At 72.5% G+C, this 18639-nt stretch carries 17 protein-coding genes; 9 read left to right on the top strand and 8 right to left on the bottom strand.

Going from position 1 to position 18639, the window contains the following annotated elements; all coding sequences use genetic code 11:
* The gene (asnB, locus tag A6F73_RS03170) at window positions 1-1830 is read left to right on the top strand and encodes an asparagine synthase (glutamine-hydrolyzing) (protein ID WP_063346341.1); all 1830 of its coding nucleotides are present in this window, start codon (window positions 1-3) and stop codon (window positions 1828-1830) included.
* Here asnB and A6F73_RS03165 read toward each other — a convergent pair.
* Window positions 1814-2311 (bottom strand): MarR family winged helix-turn-helix transcriptional regulator, encoded by a 498-nt coding sequence (locus tag A6F73_RS03165; protein ID WP_063346340.1) that lies wholly within the window; start codon window positions 2309-2311, stop codon window positions 1814-1816. The genes asnB and A6F73_RS03165 overlap by 17 nt on opposite strands.
* 176 nt (window positions 2312-2487) lie before the next feature.
* Here A6F73_RS03165 and tcr3 point away from each other — a divergent pair, with 176 nt between their 5' ends.
* Window positions 2488-4020: a tetracycline efflux MFS transporter Tcr3 gene (gene tcr3, locus A6F73_RS03160; protein ID WP_079135389.1), complete on the top strand. Its 1533-nt coding sequence runs from the start codon at window positions 2488-2490 to the stop codon at window positions 4018-4020.
* Between the two features lie 133 nt (window positions 4021-4153).
* Complete coding sequence (gene ctcQ, locus A6F73_RS03155; protein WP_159398342.1) at window positions 4154-4729, top strand: flavin reductase CtcQ; 576 nt, start codon at window positions 4154-4156, stop codon at window positions 4727-4729.
* Between the two features lie 96 nt (window positions 4730-4825).
* On the opposite strand, the gene A6F73_RS03150 is transcribed toward ctcQ, so the two are convergent.
* The 3 genes from A6F73_RS03150 to A6F73_RS03140 are packed head-to-tail and all read right to left on the bottom strand — an operon-like array spanning window position 4826 to window position 9109.
* Window positions 4826-6481, bottom strand: coding sequence for a tryptophan 7-halogenase (locus tag A6F73_RS03150; protein ID WP_063346338.1), 1656 nt, complete (start codon window positions 6479-6481; stop codon window positions 4826-4828).
* Window positions 6482-6498: 17 nt separating this feature from the next.
* Window positions 6499-7536, bottom strand: coding sequence for a methyltransferase (locus A6F73_RS03145; RefSeq protein WP_063346337.1), 1038 nt, complete (start codon window positions 7534-7536; stop codon window positions 6499-6501).
* 58 nt (window positions 7537-7594) lie between these two features.
* Window positions 7595-9109: an FAD-dependent monooxygenase gene (locus A6F73_RS03140; RefSeq protein WP_063346336.1), complete on the bottom strand. Its 1515-nt coding sequence runs from the start codon at window positions 9107-9109 to the stop codon at window positions 7595-7597.
* Window positions 9110-9278: 169 nt separating this feature from the next.
* On the opposite strand from A6F73_RS03140, the gene A6F73_RS03135 reads away from it, so the two are divergent.
* Both A6F73_RS03135 and dapC read left to right on the top strand, forming a co-directional pair.
* Window positions 9279-9701, top strand: coding sequence for a PPOX class F420-dependent oxidoreductase (locus A6F73_RS03135; protein ID WP_063346335.1), 423 nt, complete (start codon window positions 9279-9281; stop codon window positions 9699-9701).
* On the top strand, window positions 9698-10789 hold the full coding sequence (dapC, locus tag A6F73_RS03130; RefSeq protein ID WP_063346334.1) for a succinyldiaminopimelate transaminase: 1092 nt from the start codon (window positions 9698-9700) through the stop codon (window positions 10787-10789). Before A6F73_RS03135 ends, dapC begins: the two co-directional genes overlap by 4 nt.
* 78 nt (window positions 10790-10867) lie before the next feature.
* On the opposite strand, the gene A6F73_RS03125 is transcribed toward dapC, so the two are convergent.
* The 4 genes from A6F73_RS03125 to A6F73_RS03110 are packed head-to-tail and all read right to left on the bottom strand — an operon-like array spanning window position 10868 to window position 14222.
* Window positions 10868-11905, bottom strand: coding sequence for a methyltransferase (locus tag A6F73_RS03125; RefSeq protein ID WP_063346333.1), 1038 nt, complete (start codon window positions 11903-11905; stop codon window positions 10868-10870).
* Window positions 11906-11917: 12 nt separating this feature from the next.
* Complete coding sequence (locus A6F73_RS03120; RefSeq protein WP_063346332.1) at window positions 11918-12208, bottom strand: antibiotic biosynthesis monooxygenase family protein; 291 nt, start codon at window positions 12206-12208, stop codon at window positions 11918-11920.
* A 26-nt stretch (window positions 12209-12234) separates the two neighbouring features.
* Window positions 12235-13788, bottom strand: coding sequence for a class I adenylate-forming enzyme family protein (locus tag A6F73_RS03115; protein WP_063346331.1), 1554 nt, complete (start codon window positions 13786-13788; stop codon window positions 12235-12237).
* A 14-nt stretch (window positions 13789-13802) separates the two neighbouring features.
* A complete protein-coding gene (locus tag A6F73_RS03110) occupies window positions 13803-14222 on the bottom strand; it encodes a nuclear transport factor 2 family protein (protein ID WP_063346330.1) in 420 nt (139 codons plus the stop codon).
* A gap of 179 nt (window positions 14223-14401) precedes the next feature.
* Here A6F73_RS03110 and A6F73_RS03105 point away from each other — a divergent pair, with 179 nt between their 5' ends.
* Genes A6F73_RS03105 through A6F73_RS03090 form a run of 4 tightly spaced genes read left to right on the top strand, consistent with a single transcriptional unit; the run spans window position 14402 to window position 18567 of the window.
* On the top strand, window positions 14402-15190 hold the full coding sequence (locus tag A6F73_RS03105) for an SDR family NAD(P)-dependent oxidoreductase (protein WP_063346329.1): 789 nt from the start codon (window positions 14402-14404) through the stop codon (window positions 15188-15190).
* A 27-nt stretch (window positions 15191-15217) separates the two neighbouring features.
* Entirely contained in the window at window positions 15218-16156 is a 939-nt protein-coding gene (locus tag A6F73_RS03100) for an aromatase/cyclase (protein ID WP_063346328.1), read from the top strand.
* Complete coding sequence (locus A6F73_RS03095; RefSeq protein ID WP_063346327.1) at window positions 16149-17810, top strand: FAD-dependent oxidoreductase; 1662 nt, start codon at window positions 16149-16151, stop codon at window positions 17808-17810. The genes A6F73_RS03100 and A6F73_RS03095 overlap by 8 nt, the downstream gene beginning before the upstream one ends.
* Window positions 17797-18567 (top strand): cyclase family protein, encoded by a 771-nt coding sequence (locus tag A6F73_RS03090; RefSeq protein WP_063346326.1) that lies wholly within the window; start codon window positions 17797-17799, stop codon window positions 18565-18567. The genes A6F73_RS03095 and A6F73_RS03090 overlap by 14 nt, the downstream gene beginning before the upstream one ends.
* Window positions 18568-18639 lie beyond the last annotated feature (72 nt).

Genomic DNA, 18639 nt, shown 5'->3' with positions numbered 1-18639 from the left:
GTGTGCGGCATCGTTGGGGCGGTCGACTTCGACGCCTCCCCCGAGCAGCGCCGTGATCTGCTGCAGGCGATGACGGACACCATGGCCTGCCGAGGGCCGGACGCCGAGGGGCTCTGGTTCGGCCCGTGGGTCGGCTTCGGCCACCGCCGGCTGGCGGTGATCGACCCGGCGCACGGGCAGCAGCCGATGACCGCCCGGCACCGGGGCCGCGGCGCGGCGATCACGTTCGCCGGCGAGGTCTACAACTTCCGTGAGTTGCGCGCCGAGTTGATCGCGCTCGGCCACCGGTTCCGGACGGCGTGCGACACCGAGGTGGTGCTCCGCGGCTACCTCCAGTGGGGTGCCGCGCTGGTGGACCGGCTCAACGGCATGTACGCCTTCGGCATCTGGGACGAGCAGGCCGAGGAACTGCTGCTGGTCCGCGACCGGATGGGCGTCAAACCGCTGTACTACTACCCGACAGACACGGGCGTGCTGTTCGGCTCGGAGCCGAAGGCCGTCCTCGCCGACCGCGCGGTGCCGCGCAGGGTCGGCGCGGAGGGGCTGTGCGAGGCGCTGGACATGGTCAAGACGCCCGAGGCGGCCGTCTTCTCCGGGATGCGCGAGGTCCGGCCCGGCCAACTCGTCCGGGTCGGGCGCACCGGGGTGCGCCGGCACACCTACTGGCGGCTGGAGGCCCGTGAGCACACCGACGACCTGTCCGCGACCATCGGGACGGTGCGGGAGCTGCTGTCCGACACGGTCGCGCGCCAGCTGGTCTCGGACGTGCCGCTGGGCTGCCTGCTCTCCGGAGGCCTCGACTCCTCGGCGGTGACGGCGCTGGCGGCCCGGTCGGGGCCGGTGCGCTCGTTCTCGGTGGACTTCCGGGGCGCGGCGGACGGCTTCGCCCCGGACGCGGTGCGCCAGGCGCCGGACGCGCCGTTCGTCCGCGACCTGGCCCGGCACGTGGGTGCGGAACACCGCGAAGTCCTGCTGGACAGCGGCGATCTGACGGATCCGGCGGTGCGCGCCGCGGTGCTGCGGGCCACCGACCTGCCGCCCGCGTACTGGGGTGACATGTGGCCCTCGCTGTACCTGTTCTTCCGGGCGGTAAAGCGGGAGTGCACGGTGGCGCTGTCCGGCGAGGCCGCGGACGAACTGTTCGGCGGCTACCGTTGGTTCCACAACCCGCTGGCCCTGCGCGCCACCACCTTCCCCTGGCTCACCTCGGGTTCGGCACGCTACTTCGGCGGCCGCTCGCTGTTCCAGCAGGGACTGCTGGACAAGCTCGACCTCGACGGCTACCGGGCCGCGCGGTACTCGGAGGCGCTCGCCGAAGTGCCGGTGCTGCCGGGGGAGTCCGCCGATGACCGTCGGATGCGCGAGATCACCTATCTCAACCTGACCCGGTTCGTGCAGACCCTGCTCGACCGCAAGGACCGGATGAGCATGGCGGTGGGCCTGGAGGTTCGGGTGCCGTTCTGCGACCACCGGTTGGTGGAGTACGTCTTCAACGTGCCGTGGGCGATGAAGTCCTTCGACGGCCGGGAGAAGAGCCTGCTGCGCGCGGCCGTCGCCGACCTGTTGCCGCGGTCGGTGGTCGAGCGGGTCAAGACCCCGTACCCGGCCACCCAGGACCCGGGCTACGAGGCCGTGCTGCGCGCCGAACTCGCCCGGCTGCTGCGCGACGCGGACGCCCCGGTCCTGCCGCTGCTGGACCTCGGGCGGGCGCGGGCGGTCGTCGACCGGCCGCTGGGCGCGGTGAGCCGCCCGTACGACCGGGGGAGCCTGGAGCTGGTGCTCTGGCTCAACTCCTGGCTCACGGAGTACGAGGTCACGTTGGACCTGTGAGATCCGCGGTGCCACTGTCTCCCGCGACCGACGGGGGCAGTTCGTCGGCCAGCGCCGCCCGAAGGCCACGCAGCACTCGCAGCGTGGCCTTCAGGTCGTCCGGGTCCAGTGGCGAGGCCAGGTGTTCCAGCCAGCGCCGCTCGGCCGGCTCCAGCAGGGCGAGTGCGTCGGCGCCCTTCGCGGTCAGCGAGACCAGCGGTGCGCGCCGGTCCGCCGGGTTGGGGCTGGTGGTGGCGAGGCCGTCCTCGACCAGTTTGACCACGGTCTGCTGGACGGCCTGGCGGCGCAGCCCGCGCTCCCGCGCGAGGTGCGCGGCGCTGTGCGGACCGTCTGCCAGCAGGCCGAGGACCTGCCATCGCGCGGAGGTCAGCCCGAACCGGCCGGACAGCCCGTCGCCCGCGCGCAGCAGGGCGCCGTTGACGGCGAACAACTCGGTGGTGATCTCGCTCAAGGTATCTGCCACGGGGGAGAGGTCGGTCATGACGGAAGCCTAATCGCAGCACGCTCGCGCGATTTCGACAAGAGCTTGTCATTTACTCGAGGTGGGCACTACCCTCAAATTGACAAGAGCTTGTCGATTTTGTGTGTCGGGCCCGGGTTGTGCGGTCGTCCGGCACCGCACGGCGGGCCGACCGAAACCGCATGGAGAAACAGGACATGGCAAACCTCGCCTCGCAGACCGACGAGGACGTCGCGGACGACGCCGGCCCGGCCGGCTTCACCCACCGCCAGATCATCACGGCCCTCACCGGACTGCTGCTGGCAGTCCTGCTCGCCGCACTCGACCAGACCATCGTCTCGACCGCGCTGCGCACGATCGGCGACCAGCTGCACGGGCAGACCGTCCAGGCCTGGGTCATCACCGGCTACCTGGTCAGCTCCACGATCGCGATGCCGTTCTACGGCAAGCTCTCCGACATCTACGGCCGCAAGCCGCTCTACCTGGCGGCGATCGTGGTCTTCATCGTCGGGTCGGCGGCCTGCTCGCTGGCGAACTCGATGGAGACGCTCGCCGTCGCCCGCGTGGTCCAGGGACTCGGCGGCGCCGGGCTGATGTCGCTGCCCACGGCCGTCATCGCCGACCTCGCCCCGGTGCGGGAGCGCGGCCGGTACTTCTCCTACCTGATGATGGCGTGGGTCGCGGCCAGCGTGCTCGGCCCGCTGGTCGGCGGGCTGTTCGCGGGCGCCGGCGAGATCCTGGGGGTGACCGGCTGGCGCTGGGCCTTCCTGATCAACGTGCCGCTCGGGCTGGTTGCGCTGCTGAGCGTGCGCAAGGCACTCAACCTGCCGCACCAGCGGGTGAACCACCCGATCGACTACCGGGGCGCCGTCACCCTCGCGCTCTGGCTGGTGCCGCTGCTGGTCGTCGCCGAGGAGGGCCTCGACTGGGGCTGGGGTTCGGGCCGTTCGCTGGTGCTGTACGCCGTCGCCGCGCTCGGCCTGGTGCTGTTCGTCCTGGCGGAGCGGGCCCGGGGCCTGGAGGCGATGGTCCCGCTGCGGCTGTTCAAGCGGGGCGGGATCACCCTGGCCACCGCAGTCAACTTCACCATCGGTGTCGGCATCTTCGGTACGGTCTCCACCCTGCCGCTCTACCTCCAGCTGGTGCAGGGCCGCACCGCCACCGTGGCCGGGCTGGTGATCATCCCGCTGATGACGGGCGCGATCATCTCCCAGATGGTCTGCGCGAAGATCATCAAGAAGACGAACCGGTTCAAGAAGCCCGCCATCGTCGGGCTCGGTTCGATGGCCGGCTCGCTGCTGGGGCTCTCCACGGCCGGCGCCGACACCCCGCTGTGGGTGGTGGTGGTGCTCACGGCGTGGCTCGGCCTGGGCATCGGGCTCTCCCAGACGGTCATCACCCTGGCCATCCAGAGCGCGGCGCCCCAGTCCGAGCTGGGCGTGGCCAACGCCGCCTCCGGCCTGTTCCGTCAGCTCGGCGGCACGGCGGGCGCCGCGGTCTTCATGTCGGTGCTGTTCGGCGTCGCGGCCGGCCGGATCGGCGGTGACCTGAACGGTGACGAGGCGGTGCGCCAGGCGCTCTCGGACCCCGCCACGAGCGGTGGCCTCGCGGCCCGCACGATCGACGCCTTCGCCGCCGGCTTCCAGACGATGTTCCTGGTCGGCGGCCTGATCCTGGCGGTCGGCTTCGTGCTCACCTTCCTGCTGCGGGAGCTGCGCGACGAGGAGTGACCGCGCGTCCGAGGCAACCCGCGTACCCCTGGTCCCGCTCCCGGGCCAGGGGTACGCGGCGTACCCGACGGCGACTCGAACGCGCCCGACGAGCATGGGGACACCGCACCGGACTGCCGAGAGTGGAGACCCCATGCCCACCATGCCCCTACCCCTGCCCGAGGACCTCGCCGGCGACTGCGTCGACGGCCCGACCTTCCTGTCCATCATGGGCGCGCTGCCCACCGGAGTGACCGTGGTGACCACCCTGGGCGCCGACGGCGAGCCGTACGGGTTGACCTGCTCCGCGGCGTGCAGCGTCTCCAAGACGCCGCCGCTGCTGCTGGTCTGCATCCATCGGGAGAGCCGGGTGCTGCGGGCCGTGCTGGACCGCGGCGAGTTCGTGGTGAACGTGCTGCGCGGTGGTGGTGAGGACACCTCCGCGCTGTTCGCCTCGGCCAGTGGCGACCGCTTCAGCGGCGTCCGCTGGGAGCCCAGCCGGCTCGGTGGCCTGCCCACCGTGCCGCTGGACGCCGTCGCGCACGCCGAGTGCCGGGTCGCCGCGGCCCTCGACGCCGGCGACCACACGATCGTGATCGGTGCCGTCGTGGACGGTGCCGCCCGGCCGGAGGTGCCCAGCCCGCTGATGTACTGGCGCCGCTCCTACGCCTGCTGGCCGGTCGAGGAGGACCCGAGGACCGTCGCGCTGACCCTGGCGGCCGAGGGCTGAGCGGCGCGCCGACGACGGAAGGGGCCGCGCCCGGGGATCAGCTCCCCGGGCGCGGCCCTCGGCGGTCCCGCCGGCCGTCCTCGGCCGGACAGGACCCTAGCTCCTGCGCATGGCGGCCTTGACCTCCTCGGCGCTGGCGGCCAGCAGCTCCCGGATCTCCGGGCGGGGGTGGTCGGTGGCCCACTGTGCGAGCTGGATCATCTTCTCGGCCGTCGGGTTGATGTGATGGGTGTCGGGGTCGTTGAAGCCCAGCGCGGGCAGCATCCAGTCCGACTCCCGCACCCGCTGCTCCAGGGTGGCGGCGGCCTCCTCGGCCGTCATCCGCTTGGCGTCCACGGCCTCGCACAGCTCGGTGAGCTCGTCGAAGGCCTCCTTGTAGAAGTCCAGCGGGCACCACAGCCCCGGGTACGGGTTGTCGTCCAGGGCCTGGCAGTGCGTGTCGTCACCGGTCTCCTTGGTCGCGGTCAGCGCGTTGAGGATGCGCTTGCCGCCGATCACGCTGGCCGAGGCCCAGATCCGGAACACCGAGTTCCACAACGGGTAGTGGGAGAAGGAGATGAACGAGTTGTTCACCAGCCGGTCGTTGTAGTCCAGCAGGCCCTGCTCCAGCCGCTCCACGTAGGCGAACCGCTCCAGCGAGAAGTCGTCCTCGCGCAGCGCCGCCATCAGCCGCCAGGACAGCGCGTTGATGATCTCGCAGGTGTTGGACAGCCCCCGGGAGAACAGCGGGTCGATGAACCCGGCCGCGTGCGACATCAGGCACCAGCGCTCGCCGACCGTCCGGGTCGAGGAGTACTGCATCCGGTCCGTCCGGACCCACTCGCGCACGCTCCGGGCGCCCTCCAACTGCCGCCGCACCGCGGGGAAGCGGTCCACGTGGGACCAGAACTCCTCCTCGGCGGTGAGGTCCTGGCGCGCCGGGTACGTCCTCGGGTCGAGCTGGATGCCCACGCTGCACAGGGGATTGGTGGCCCCGGGGTGGTTGTCGAACGGGATGATCCACATCCAGCCGCGCTCGAAGATGTGGTGCATCGTCCCGTCGTTCCACGGCACCGGCGGACGCAGCCCGTCGGGCGTGTCCAGGTGGTCGTCGATCGCCTCCACCCCGACCATGTGCGTGAAGATCGAGCGCGCGTGGTGCTTGAGCCGGCTGGGCTCCTCCCGCAGCCCCAGCTGCTTGGCCAGCGGCGAGCGGAACCCGCTGGCGTCGACCAGGTAGCGGGCGCGGTAGCTGCTGCCGTCCGCGCCGACCACCGTGACCCCGTCGTCGTCGAGGTCGACGCGCTCCACCCGGTAGTCCTGCCGCGCGTCGCAGCCGTAGCGGACGGCGGTGTGGAACATGTACGCGTCGGTGTCCTGCCGGAAGAAGTGCGCGGCGTTGCCGACGATCCCGGGGATGCGGAACTGGCTGGTGAGGTTCGGGTCCGGCTCCTCGCCGTCCTCGTGGAACATGAACCCGAAGTTGCTCTTCTGCCCGTGCGCGCTGCTCACGTTGGCCAGCACGTCCTCGAAGCTCGCCAGGTGGGCGATCTCCGGGATCCCGTACCGGTCGGCGATCAGCCGCAGCACCACCAGCGTCTGCCCGATGGTCGACTCGCCGACGGCGAACCGGGGGTGGTGGGTGCCGTCGAGCAGCAGGACGCGGAAGTCCTGCTTGGCCAGGATCGAGCCGAGCATGGTGCCCGACAGGCCGGTGCCGACGATGACCACGTCGTACGGCTGTTCCGCCTGCGGTGTGGCGTGCTCCGTCACGTCGTTCTCCCTTCCGTTCAGGCGGGCTTGACGCCGATGGCGAAGTGGTCCCGGGTGATGGTGTCGGTGGCGGTCACCCGGTCGACCGTGAAGCCGGCCTCCTCCAGGTAGTCGCGGGCCTGCTGGAGCGAGTACGCGGAGCTGTCGTCCCGGATCATGGTGTGGTTGATCCGTTGCAGCAGGACCTCCGGGTCCCGCTCGTCCGGGTCGATCATGGCGTCGTAGAGCACCACCGCGCCGCCGGGCCGCACCGCCTTGTGGGCGCGCCGCAGCAGCTCCCGGCGGTCGTCGACCGGCCAGTCGGGCAGCACGTGGCCGAGGATCACCACATCGGCCTCCGGCATCGGGGAGGCGAAGAAGTCGCCGCCGTGGAAGGTGACCCGGTCGGCCGTCCCGGCCGTGCTCACCAGCTCGTCGAAGAGCGGGCGCAGCGCCGGCAGGTCGAAGACGGCGCCCCGCAGGTGCGGGTGGGCCGAGGCGATCCGGGAGGCCACGTTGCCGCGCGCGCCGCCGACGTCCACGAAGGACGTGTAGCGGCTCCAGTCGAGCTGGCGGGCCAGCTCGTCCGCGGTGAACCCGTTGTGGGCGTCCATGTGCGCCATGACCTGGCGGGCGCGGTCGAGGTCCTCGTAGTGCTTGGGGTAGGCCAGCGGACCCTGCGCGGCGACGGCGGACTTGGCCTTGCCGTCGCGCAGCGCGTCGGTCAGCTGCGCCCAGGCGTGGAAGTGCAGCCGGGCGTGCTGCTGGGCGGTGCCGCCCAGGTAGGTCGGAGCGTCCGGGAGCAGGAACTCCTCGGCGAGCGGGGCGGCGCGGTAGCGGCCGTCCTCGGCCGTCAGCAGGTCGAGGCCGACCAGGGCGTCCAGGAAGTCCTTGAACAGCCGGTGGTTGACGCCCAGTTCGGACCGGATCTCGTCGACGCCGGCGGAGCGGTCCGCCAGTAGCTCGAAGAGGCCGAGCTCCACCGCGCTCTGGAGCGCCTTCGCTTGGAAGTAGGCGGTGTTGAGTGCGACGATCCGGCGCGCGCGGGCGGCGGGGCTGCCGGTGACTGAAGTCATCTTCTCCCTCTCTCGGTGTGCTGCGGGTGTCGTGCGGGTCGTGCGGGTCGTGCGGTTCTCAGGCGGCGCCGAACCAGGTGGTCGCGGCGTGGCGGAGCTCCTCGCGCCGCGCCGGGGGCCCGGCCCAGGCGACGTAGCCGTCAGGGCGGATCAGGAAGGCGAGGTCGGGCTCCGCGCCCGCGACCTTGGCGGTCACGGTGGTGACGCGGTCGGCCCAGGCGGCCAGTGGCGAGGCGGCCGGTGGCGAGGCGGCCGGTGGCGAGGCGGCCGGTGGCGAGGCGGCCGGTCCGGGGTCGGGCAGCAGCAGCAGCCCGCGCGCCTCGGTGAAGCAGCCGCTGATCCGTCGGCCGCCCCCGGCGGTGAGCAGGTCGGCGTCCGGCATCCGGCGCCCGACCGACGGGTGGTCACCCGTCCCGTAGGCGACGTCGAAGCCGGACAGCATCCCGGCGATGTGGCGGTTGGTGTCCGGCAGTGCCATCAGCTCGCGGAAGGTTTGGCGCAGCGCGTCGTACCTCGGGTCCGGGTCGATCAGCACGGCCTGGGTCCGGGTGTTGCGCACCACGCCGTCGGCGACCGGGCGCCGCTCGCCCTGATAGCTGTCCAGCAACTCCTCGCCGCCCTGGCCGCGTACCACGGACGCGAGCTTCCAGCCGAGGTTCACCGCGTCCTGGATGCCGAGGTTGAGCCCCTGCCCGCCGGCCGGCAGGTGGATGTGCGCCGCGTCGCCGGCCAGCAGCACCCGGCCGCTGCGGTACGCCCCGGCCAGCCGGGAGACGTCGGTGAGCCGGGACAGCCAGGTGACGTCGTGCATCCCGTGGTCGCCGCCGGTGTGCTCGACCAGGGCCGTGCGCATCTCCTCCTCGGTGACCGGCGCGTTGCGGTCGGGGAAGGGCTCGCCGAACCAGGCGACGGTGGCCCGGTAGACGTCCGGCTTGTGCTGGAAGGCGCCGAACCAGGACCTCTTCTCCGGGTTGACCAGACCCACCGGGCGCATCGGCCCCAGTCCCTCACCGCGCGGCAGCTCACCTCGGAACCGCATGTCCCCGATCAGCGCGTACATGTGCGGGTCCTGGCCGGTGAAGGCGATCCCCGCCTGCCGGCGTACGGTACTGCCGCCGCCGTCGCAGCCGACCAGGTAGCTCGCCCGGACGGTGCCGGTCCCGGTCTCGACGGTCACGCCGTCCTCGTCCTGGGTGAAGCCGGTGACGGGAGCGCCCCGGACGATCCGCACGCCGAGTTCCCGCGCCCGCTCGGCCAGCAGCTCCTCCGTGCGCAGCTGCGGCACCAGCAGCACGTACGGGTGCCGGGTGTCGAACTCCTCGAACCGCATCGGCACGCCCAGGCTGGCGAAGTTGCCGCCCTTGAGCAGGCCCGCGCCCTCCAGGAACCGGTCGAGCAGCCCGCGCAGTTCCAGCAGTTCCACGGTGCGGCCCTGCATGCCCATGGCCTTCGAGTGTTTCTCCGGCTCCTCCCTACGCTCCACCACCAGCGTCCGGGCACCGCCCAACGCCAGCTCGCAGGCGAGCATCAGGCCCGTCGGCCCCGCACCCGCCACCACCACATCGCAGTCCATCGCGCCCTCCGCTGCCGGCTCCTGTACGACGGGCCCACCGTGCCAGCGCCGCTTCGAGCCGGTGTCCAGCGCTCTTGGCAGCCCTGGCGCGGGCGGGGCACGAAAGCGGCTCGAAGGGCGACGCCTAGCGTCGGCGGAATCCCTGATCCGACCGATGTGAGGACCCGTCATGCCCTTCACCGCGAACGAGGCCGCCTATCTGGCCTCGCAGTCGCTCGCCCGCCTGGCCACCGTGGACGGTCGCGGGCAGCCGCACGTCGTCCCGCTCGGCTTCCACTACAACGCCGGCCTCGGCACCATCGATGTGACCGGTCGCGGCATGGCCCGCAGCCTCAAGTACCGCCACGTGCAGGAGAATCCGAAGGTCTCGCTGGTCGTGGACGACGTGCTGGACCCGGCGGACTGGGTGGTCCGGGGCCTGGAGATCCGCGGCACCGCGCAGGCGCTCCCCACCGGCGGCAAGGAGGTCCTGCCGCACGTCGACGACGAGCTGATCCGGATCACCCCGGAGCGGATCGTCTCCTGGGGCATCGACTCCGACTGCCAGGCGCCGCCGCTGGCCCGCACCGTCGCGAAGGGGGCCCGGGCATGATCGAGCGGCTGCCGAAGTTCCCCTGGGACGTCCTGTTCCCCTACCGCAAGCTCGCCGCCGCCCACCCCGACGGGCTGGTCAACCTGGCGCTCGGCGACCCGGTGGACCGGACGCCGGCCGTCGTCCGCGCGGCCCTGGCCGCCGCCGCGGACGCCCCCGGCTACCCGTCCACGGAGGGTACGCCGCAGCTCCGCGAGGCCGTCGCGGCATGGCTGCTGCGGCGCGAGGGCGTGAGCGTGGACCCGTCCGCGGTGATCCCCGCGGTCGGCACCAAGGAGCTGATCGCCTGGCTGCCCACCATGCTCGGCCTGGGCCCCTCCGACGTCGTCCTGGTGCCCGAACTCGCCTTCCCCACGTACGAGGTGAGCGCCCGGCTGGCGGGTGCCCGGCTGGTCCGGACGGCCTCGCCGCTGGACTACGACGGCCCCGTCCCCAGGGTGGTCTGGCTGAACTCCCCGTCCAACCCGGAGGGCCGCGTCCTCGGCACCGCCGAGCTGCGCGCGATCGTCGGCTGGGCGCGGGAACGCGGCGCCCTCGTGGTGAACGACGAGTGCTACCTCGACCACGTCTGGGAGGGCGAGACCCGCTCGGTGCTGCACCCCGAGATCAGCGGTGGCAGCCACGAGGGGGTCCTGGCCGTGCACTCGCTCTCCAAGCGCTCCAACCTGGCCGGCTACCGGGCCGGGTTCGCTGCCGGGGACCCGGCGGTGATCGCCACGCTGCTGGAGGTGCGCAAGCACGCCGGACACATGGTGCCCGCCCCGGTGCAGGCCGCCATGGTGGCGGCGCTCGGCGACGACTCGCACCTGGCGGGGCAGCGCGGGAGCTACGCCCGGCGGCGGGCCGTGCTGCGCGCGGCGCTGCTGGAGTGCGGCTTCCGGATCGACCACTCGGTGGGCGCGCTCTTCCTCTGGGCGACCAGGGACGAGCCCTGCTGGGTGACGGTGGGCGCGCTGGCTGAGCTCGGCATCCTGGTGGCGCCCGGGGAGTTCTACGGCGAGGCGGGCGCGCGGCACGTCCGGGTGGCGGTCACCGAGACCGACGAGCGGGTCGAGCAGGCGGTGAAGCGGCTCGCCGCGGCCTTCTGACGGACGGAGTGGACGACGGCGTCGGTCCCCGAGACCCCACCGGGTCTCGGGGACCGACGCCGCGCGTACCCCGGTCCGTCAGGCCCGGTCCGGGACCGTGCTCTCGACCAGGTGCAGGTAGGAGTTGACCGGGCGGACCCCGGTCGGCTCCAGACCCGCCTCCCGGACGAGGGCGACCAGCCCGGCCTGGGTGTGCTTGCGGCCGCCGACGTTGAGCAGCAGCAGCAGGTCCATCGCGGTGGTGAACCTGATCTCGGGACTTCCGTCCACCAGGTTCTCGACCACGATGACGCGGCCGCCCGGCTCCGCCGCCGCCGCCACGTTGCGCAGGGTCAGGACGGTGCTCTCGTCGTCCCACTCCAGGATGTTCTTCAGCAGGTACACGTCGGCCTTGACCGGGACCTCCCGGCGGCAGTCGCCGGCCAGCAGCGTCGCCCGGTCGGCGAGCGCGCCGCCCGGCCGCAGCCGCGGGTCGGCCCCCGCCACCACCTCGGGCAGGTCCAGCAGGGTCCCGCGCAGCCCCGGATTGCGCTCCAGCAGCGTGGCGAGGACGTGCCCCTGGCCGCCGGCGATGTCCACCACCGTGCCGACCCCGCTCAGGTCCAGCCGGTCGGCCAGCGCGAGCGCGGAGAGCCGGCTCGACTGGGTCATCGCCTGGTCGAAGACCGCGGCCGACTCGGGCGCGTGGGCGTGCAGGTGGTCGAAGAAGTCCATGCCGTGCAGCTCGGGGAAGACGGCCTTGCCGGTGCGGACCGCCTCGTCGAGGTGCCCCCACAGCTCCCAGGTCCACGGCTCGGTGCCCCAGAGCACCATGTGCTTGAGGGTGCGCGGGGTGTCCTCCCGTAGCAGCCGCGAGGCGTCGGTGTGCGCGTACCGGCCGTCGGGTCGCTCGCTGAACACGTCGTAGGTCGTCAGCGAGCGCAGCAGCCGTTGCAGCGCGTCCGGTTGGGCGCCCACGGCCCGGGCCAGCTCGGCCACGGTGGCGGGCTCCTCGCCGAGCGCGTCGGCCAGGCCCAGCCGGGCCGCCGCGCGGACGGAGGCGGCGCAGGCCGCGCTGAGCGCGAGCTCGCGCAGCCGGATCACCGCCTGCGGAATGGTTTCGCCGGTCGTCGTCATCTGCCGTCCTCCTCAGGCGCCGTGCTGCGTGATCAGGTCGAACGGGGCCGGTTCGGCCTGGGCGAGCGCCATCACCCGGCCGACCCGCGAGCGGAACTCCGGGGAGCCGGTCGCCTGCTTGTGCGAGACGGCGTCGTCCCACTCGGCGGTCTCCACGTAGACCTGCGCGTCGGCGGCCGAGCGGTACAGCCGGTGGGAGCGGAAGCCGGGTTGGGCGCTCATGTAGGCGGTGATCTCCCCGACGACGGCCTCGAACTCGGTCTTGTCACCGGTGACGGTGAAGCGGTTGATGAAGGTGAACATGCTGGTCCTCCTGGGTCGGTCGCGGGTCAGGGCTTGCCGAGCAGCCGGTCGCGCAGATCGCGCCGCTGCACCTTGCCGGTGGCGGAGCGCGGGATGCTCTCCGCCAGCCACAGGTGCCGCAGGTGCTCGTAGTAGGGCAGTCGGGCGTTGACGAAGCCGGCCAGGGCGGCCGGGTCGACGTCATCGCCCATCGGGACGACGAGTCCGACGGCGACGGCGCCGCTCAGCTCGTCGGGGTAGTCGAAGACCACGCAGTCGGCGACCGACGGATGCCGCATCAGCACCCGCTCGATCTCGGTCGGCGACACGAGCCAGTTGTCGCACTTGAAGACGTCCTTGATCCGGTCGACGACGGACAGCCGGCCTTCCTCGTCGACCCGTCCGACGTCACCGGTGCTGAACCAGCCGTCCGGGCGCACGGCCTCGCCGTGCCCGGCGCCGAGGTAGCCCAGCATCAGCTGGGGCCCCTTGACCTGGATCTCGCCCTTCTCGCCCGTCGGCAGTACCGCGCCGGTCCGCACGTCGACGATCCGGCAGCCCGTTCCCGCCACCGGCGGGCCGCAGGATCCGGTGGTCGGCCGGTCCAGCAGGTCGAAGTGGGTGGAGGGTGAGGTCTCGGCGAGACCGTAGCCCTGGACCACCGGGACGGCGAAGTGCTCCGACAGGGCCGTCGTCGTGCGCGGCGGCAGCGTGGAGCCGCCGGACAGTACCGCCCGCAGCGAGGGGATCCGGAAGGCCGGCAGGCGCAGGTCCCCGGCCAGCCGGGACAGCCGCACCGGGAGGCTGTACAGGTGGCTGGCCCGCCAGGCGCGGGCCAGCTCCACCATCGCCTCCTGGTCCTCCGCCGGGCAGAGCAGAAGGGTCGCGCCGACCGCCAACGCGGTGTTCAGGTGCATGAGGTGGAACGAGGGCAGGTTGTCGAGCGAGACCGAGTCCGCGCCCAGCTGGTGGGCGTGCGCCGACTGCGCGGCGTTCACCAGGAGGTTGTCGTGGCTCAGCCGCACCGTCTTGGGAGCGCCGGTGGTACCGCTGGTGAACTGGAGGCAGGCGGTCCGCGCGGCCTCGCCGTCCGGGACGGCCGCCCGGGGCAGTTCGTCCAGCACCGGTGTGCCGTCGCCCGCGTCCGAGGTCACCACGATCTGCCGCAGCGCCGGGACCCGGTGCCGCACCGCCTCGATCCGGCGGTGCATCCGGGGCGACAGCACCGCCGCCCGCGCACCGCACGCGTTCAGGACGTGCACCAGGGCGTCGTCCGAGATCAACGGGTTGAACATGGCGCTGGTGTTGCCGGAGCGGGAGATCGCCAGGAAGGTGACGGCGAAGTCCACGGTGAGCTCGGCGGCGATCGCGATCACCGTCTCCGGGCCGCCGAACGCGCCGCGCAGCGCCTCGGCGCAGCGGGTCACCCGTCCGTCGAGTCCGGCGTGGTCGAGGACCTCGCCGTCGGCGACCAGCGCCGGGTGCCGGGGCGAGCGCCGGGCCGAGCGTCGGAGCAGGTCGTCGATCCGGGGGCCGCCGATCAGCTCCGACACGGTGTCCAGCGGCGCGCCGAAGGTCGTACTGTCCGCAGAGGTAGCCATGTCGGGGTCTCCTCTCAGGCGGCCGGCAGGTCGTCCCGGCACACCTGGCGGTGGCGGACCTTCAGCTCCCCGGCCACCCGCACCAGCCGGTCCTCGCAGCTGGTGCTCAGGTGCACGGCGGCCGCACCGCCCTTGGGCGTGGCGATGATGAGCGCGTAGGTCCTGGCGAGCACGGTGCCGTCCGGCTGCTCGGCGACCTCCAGCATGCCGAGCCAGTGCCGGTGCTGGACCCCGGCGGCGGCCAGGCGCGCCGCCGCCTCGTGGGCGCCGCGCTCGATGCTCCCCCGGCCCTCCTGCGGGTGCGGGCGGGCGTTGGCGGCGAACACGCCGTCCTCGGTGAAGGTCGCGGCCCACTGGGTGACCTCGCCCTCGTCCAGGTGGCGCATCTGCCGCCCGTAGAAGTGCTGGACCTCCTCGTAGAGCGATTCGGTCATGCTCGGGCCCTCCTCGGGCGGTTGGGGATCGGTACGGCGACGACGTTCGCACCCCCGTTTCGAATCCGGTTCGAGCGCGGGCCGCGCGGGCGCGCTCCAACGGGAGTCGAAGCCGGCGGTGCAGGGTCAGGCCGAGGGGCCTGAACGAGCCCGGGAACTCTGAATCGGAGACTGATGCGATGAGCACCGAGACAACCACCGGGGTCGCCCTGGTGACCGGGGCGACCAGCGGGATCGGACTGGCCAGCACCGTCCGCCTGGCCCAGCGAGGCCTGCGCGTCTTCATCTGCGCCCGCACCGCGAAGGACGTCTCGGAGACGGTCGCGCGGCTGCGCGGCGAGGGGTACGAGGTCGACGGCGTACCCGCCGACGTCCGCTCCCAGGAGGACGTCGCCACGGCGGTCCGGACCGCGGTGGACCGGTTCGGCCCGATCGGCGTGCTGATCAACAACGCCGGGCGCAACGGCGGTGGCGTCACCTCGGCCATCAGCGACGAGCTGTGGAACGACGTGATCGAGACCAACCTCACCAGCGTCTTCCGGGTCACCCGGGAGGTGCTGACCACCGGCGGCATGGAGCGGGCCGGCCACGGGCGGATCATCACCGTCGCCTCCACCGGAGGCAAGCAGGGCGTCCCGCTCGGGGCTCCGTACTCGGCGTCCAAGGCCGGCGTCATCGGCTTCACCAAGGCGCTCGCCAAGGAGCTCGCCGCCACCGGCACCACCGTGAACGCGGTCTGCCCCGGTTATGTCGAGACCCCGATGGCGGTGCGGGTCCGCCAGGCGTACGCCGCCACCTGGGAGACCAGCGAGGAGGACGTGCTCGCCCGGTTCGAGCAGAAGATCCCGCTCGGCCGCTACTCCTCCGCGGAGGAGGTGGCGGGCATGGTCGACTACCTGACCACCCCCGCCGCCGCCTCCATCACCGCGCAGGCGATCAACGTCTGCGGCGGCCTCGGCATCTACTGAACCCACCGACGGAAGGCTGGTCGACGGATGACCCGCACACAGCACACCACCCACGACATCGACGTGGCCGCCCCCGCCGACGTCGTCTACGCCGTCATCGCCGACGCCCTGGCGTGGCCACGGCGGTTCGGACCCACCCTGCACGTGGAGCACGAGGCCCTGACGGCCGACACCGAGCGGCTGCGGATCTGGGCCGGCGCCAACGGCGAGGTGAAGCACTGGACTTCACGCCGCGAGCTGGACGGCGGCCGCCGGCGGATCCGGTTCCGGCAGGAGGTCTCCTCGCCGCCGGTCGCCTCGATGGCGGGGGAGTGGCAGGTCCACGAGCGGCCCGGCGGCGCCACCCTGACGCTCACCCACGAGTTCACCGCGGTCGACGACGACCCACAGGGCGTCGAGTGGATCACCCGGGCCACCGACCGCAACAGTCGAACCGAACTCGGCAACATCAAGGCCCTCGCCGAGAGCTGGTCGGCGCTCGCCGACCTGGAATTCGAGTTCGAGGACTCGGTGCTGGTCGACGCGCCGCTGGAGACCGTCTACGGCTTCCTCCACGAAGCCGCCGAGTGGCCGGACCGGCTGCCCCACGTGGCCCGCCTCGACCTGCGCGAGGACGTCCCCGGCATCCAGCACATGGCGATGGACACCCGCACCGCGGACGGCTCCGAGCACACCACCGAGTCGATCCGGATCTGCTTCCCCGGCACCGCCATCGCCTACAAGCAGCTGCGCACACCGTCGATGATGTCCGCCCACACCGGCCGGTGGACCTTCGAGCAGACCGGGCACGGCGTCCGGGTGACGTCCTGGCACGCCGTCGTGCTCAACCCCGAGGCGATTCCCGCCGTCCTGGGCCCCGAGGCGACCACTGCTTCCGCCCGGACGTTCATCCGCTCCGCCGCGGGCGGCAACAGCCGCGCCACCCTGGCGCTGGCCAAGCGGTTCGCCGAGGAACGCCATGGCTGACCCCGCACCGTCCGTCCTGATCGCCGGCGCCGGCCCGGTCGGGCTCACCGCGGCCCACGAGCTCGCCCGACGCGGCGTACGGGTACGGCTGATCGACGCCGCCGACGGCCCGGCCACCAGCAGCCGGGCGCTCGCGGTGCACGCCCGGACCATGGAGGTGCTCGACCAGATGGGAGCGCTCGACCGGCTGCTCCCGCTGGGCCGACGTGTCACCCACTTCACCATGCACCGCCGGGGCCGCACCCTGGTTCGATTCGACACCAACTACGAGACGATGCCCACCGGTTACCCATTCAGCCTGATGGTGGACCAGGTGGTGACGGAACGCGTGCTGCGCGAGTGCGCCGCGCGGTACGGCGTCACCGTCGAATGGGGCGTCGAACTGGTCGGCGTCCGCTCCGAGACGGACGCCGCGCTGGTCACCCTGCGCCACCCCGACGGGCGGGTCGAGGAGACGCCGGTGCCCTGGCTGATCGGTGCCGACGGCGGGCGCAGCACCGTCCGGCGCCAGCTCGGCATGCGGCTGATCGGGGACACCACCCAGGAGTGGCTCAACGCCGACGTCACGATCGACGCCGACCTGCCGCCGGACAGCAACCACCTGCTGCACACCGACCCGGGAACGCTGCTGCTGGTGCCCTTCCCCGAACCGGGCAAGTGGCGCGTGGTGGACACCAGGGACACCGGCGGAGCCGACGACCCCGAGGTCGTCCGGCGCAGGCTGACCGCCAAAATCGGCCGGGCGCTGGGCCGGCCGGTCGCGGTCGGCGCGCCCAGCTGGCTCTCGGTGTTCACCGTGCAGCAGCGCCAGATCACCCGGATGCGCTCGGGACGCTGCTTCCTCGCCGGTGACGCCGCGCACGTGCACAGCCCCGCCTCCGGGCAGGGCATGAACAGCGGCATCCAGGACGCCTACAACCTCGCCTGGAAGCTGGCGGACGTGACGCGCGGTCACGCCGGGCCCCACCTGCTCGACAGCTACGACGCCGAGCGGGTGCCGACCGGGGCCGTCCTGTTGCGCTCCACCAGGACGGCCACCGCGCTGGTCTCGCTGCGCACCGTGCTGGGGCCGGCCCTGCTCACCGTCGGCACCGCCGTGCTGCGCGCGGTGCCGCCGCTGAAGCGCCGGGTCGAGGGCAAGATGATCCGCGGCTTCTGCGGGCTGGGCCTGGCCTACCCGGACAGCCCGCTCACCCTGGCGACCGACGCCACCGGTGGGATCAGGCCCGGGGACCGGGTGGGCTGCGCCGCCGGCACGGCAGGCGGGCACCCCGGCGGGGCCGCTCTCCGTGCCGAACTCGCCGATCCCCGATGGACGTTGCTGGCCGCCGAGCCGGCAACCGGGCGCGCCGCCCACCGGGAGGCGGTGGAGCAGGTGGACCGGCTGTTCGGCGCGGCCGTCTCGGTACGGGTGCTGTCCGACGCGAACGCCGACGGTAGCTCCGACGCGGACGGTCACTCCGACGCCGACGGTCACTCCGACGCGGACACCGACGGCGCGCTGCGTCGTGCCCTGGGTCTGGCGCCCGGGGAGTTCCTGCTGATCAGGCCGGACGGCTACGTCGCCGCCCGGGACCGCGGCCCGGGCCGGTTCCGCCAGGTCCTCCAGGCCTGCGCCCTGCTACCGGAAGGGACCACCAGTGCGCATCATTGACCTGTCCTCGGCGATCGACGGCGGCGCCTGGGAGGTGGACGGGATCCGTCACGAGGTGCTGACGCCGGCCGACGGCGCGCGGCACATGGCCGAGGGGATGCTCCGCAACCACGGCATCGAGTTCGACATCGCCGACCTGCCCGACGGAGAACTGCTCTCCCTCGACACCCTGACCCTGACCACCCACACCGGCACCCACGTCGACGCGCCGTCGCACTACGGCACCAAGACGGCGTACGGAATTCCGCGCGACATCGACCAGTTGCCGTTGGACTGGTTCATCGGCCCGGGAGTCGTCCTCGACCTGACCGACACCGGGGTCGGTACGATCGGCGCGGACCGACTGCGGCGGGCATTCGACGACATCGGCCATTGCCCGCGCGCCGGGGACATCGTGCTCCTGCACACCGGCGCCGACCAGCTCGCCGGAACACCGGAGTACTTCACCGAGTTCGCCGGCCTGGACGGTGAGGCGACCAACTTACTGCTCGACCTCGGGGTGCGGCTCATCGGGACGGACGCCTTCGGCCTGGACGCCCCTTTCACGCATATGCTCTCGGAGTTCCGGCGTTCCGGCGACCATTCCGTGCTCTGGCCCGCGCATTTCGCGGGGCGGCAGCGGGAATACTGTCAGATCGAGCGGCTGTGCAATCTGGGTGCGCTGCCCGCGCCGACCGGATTCACCGTACACGCGCTTCCGGTCAAAATCGTCGGCGCGGGCGCGGGTTGGACTCGGGCGGTGGCACTGCTCGATTGACGGCCGCGGCCGCCGAATTCAGCGCGGCCGGTATGCGACAGGTCCCGACCACCGTGGGGTGATCGGGACCTG

It is taken from the genome of Streptomyces sp. MJM8645 (genome assembly GCF_001625365.1).
Taxonomy (GTDB): domain Bacteria; phylum Actinomycetota; class Actinomycetes; order Streptomycetales; family Streptomycetaceae; genus Kitasatospora.
Note: the sequence above shows the minus strand (reverse complement) of the source record. Positions and strands in the feature narration are given on the sequence as shown.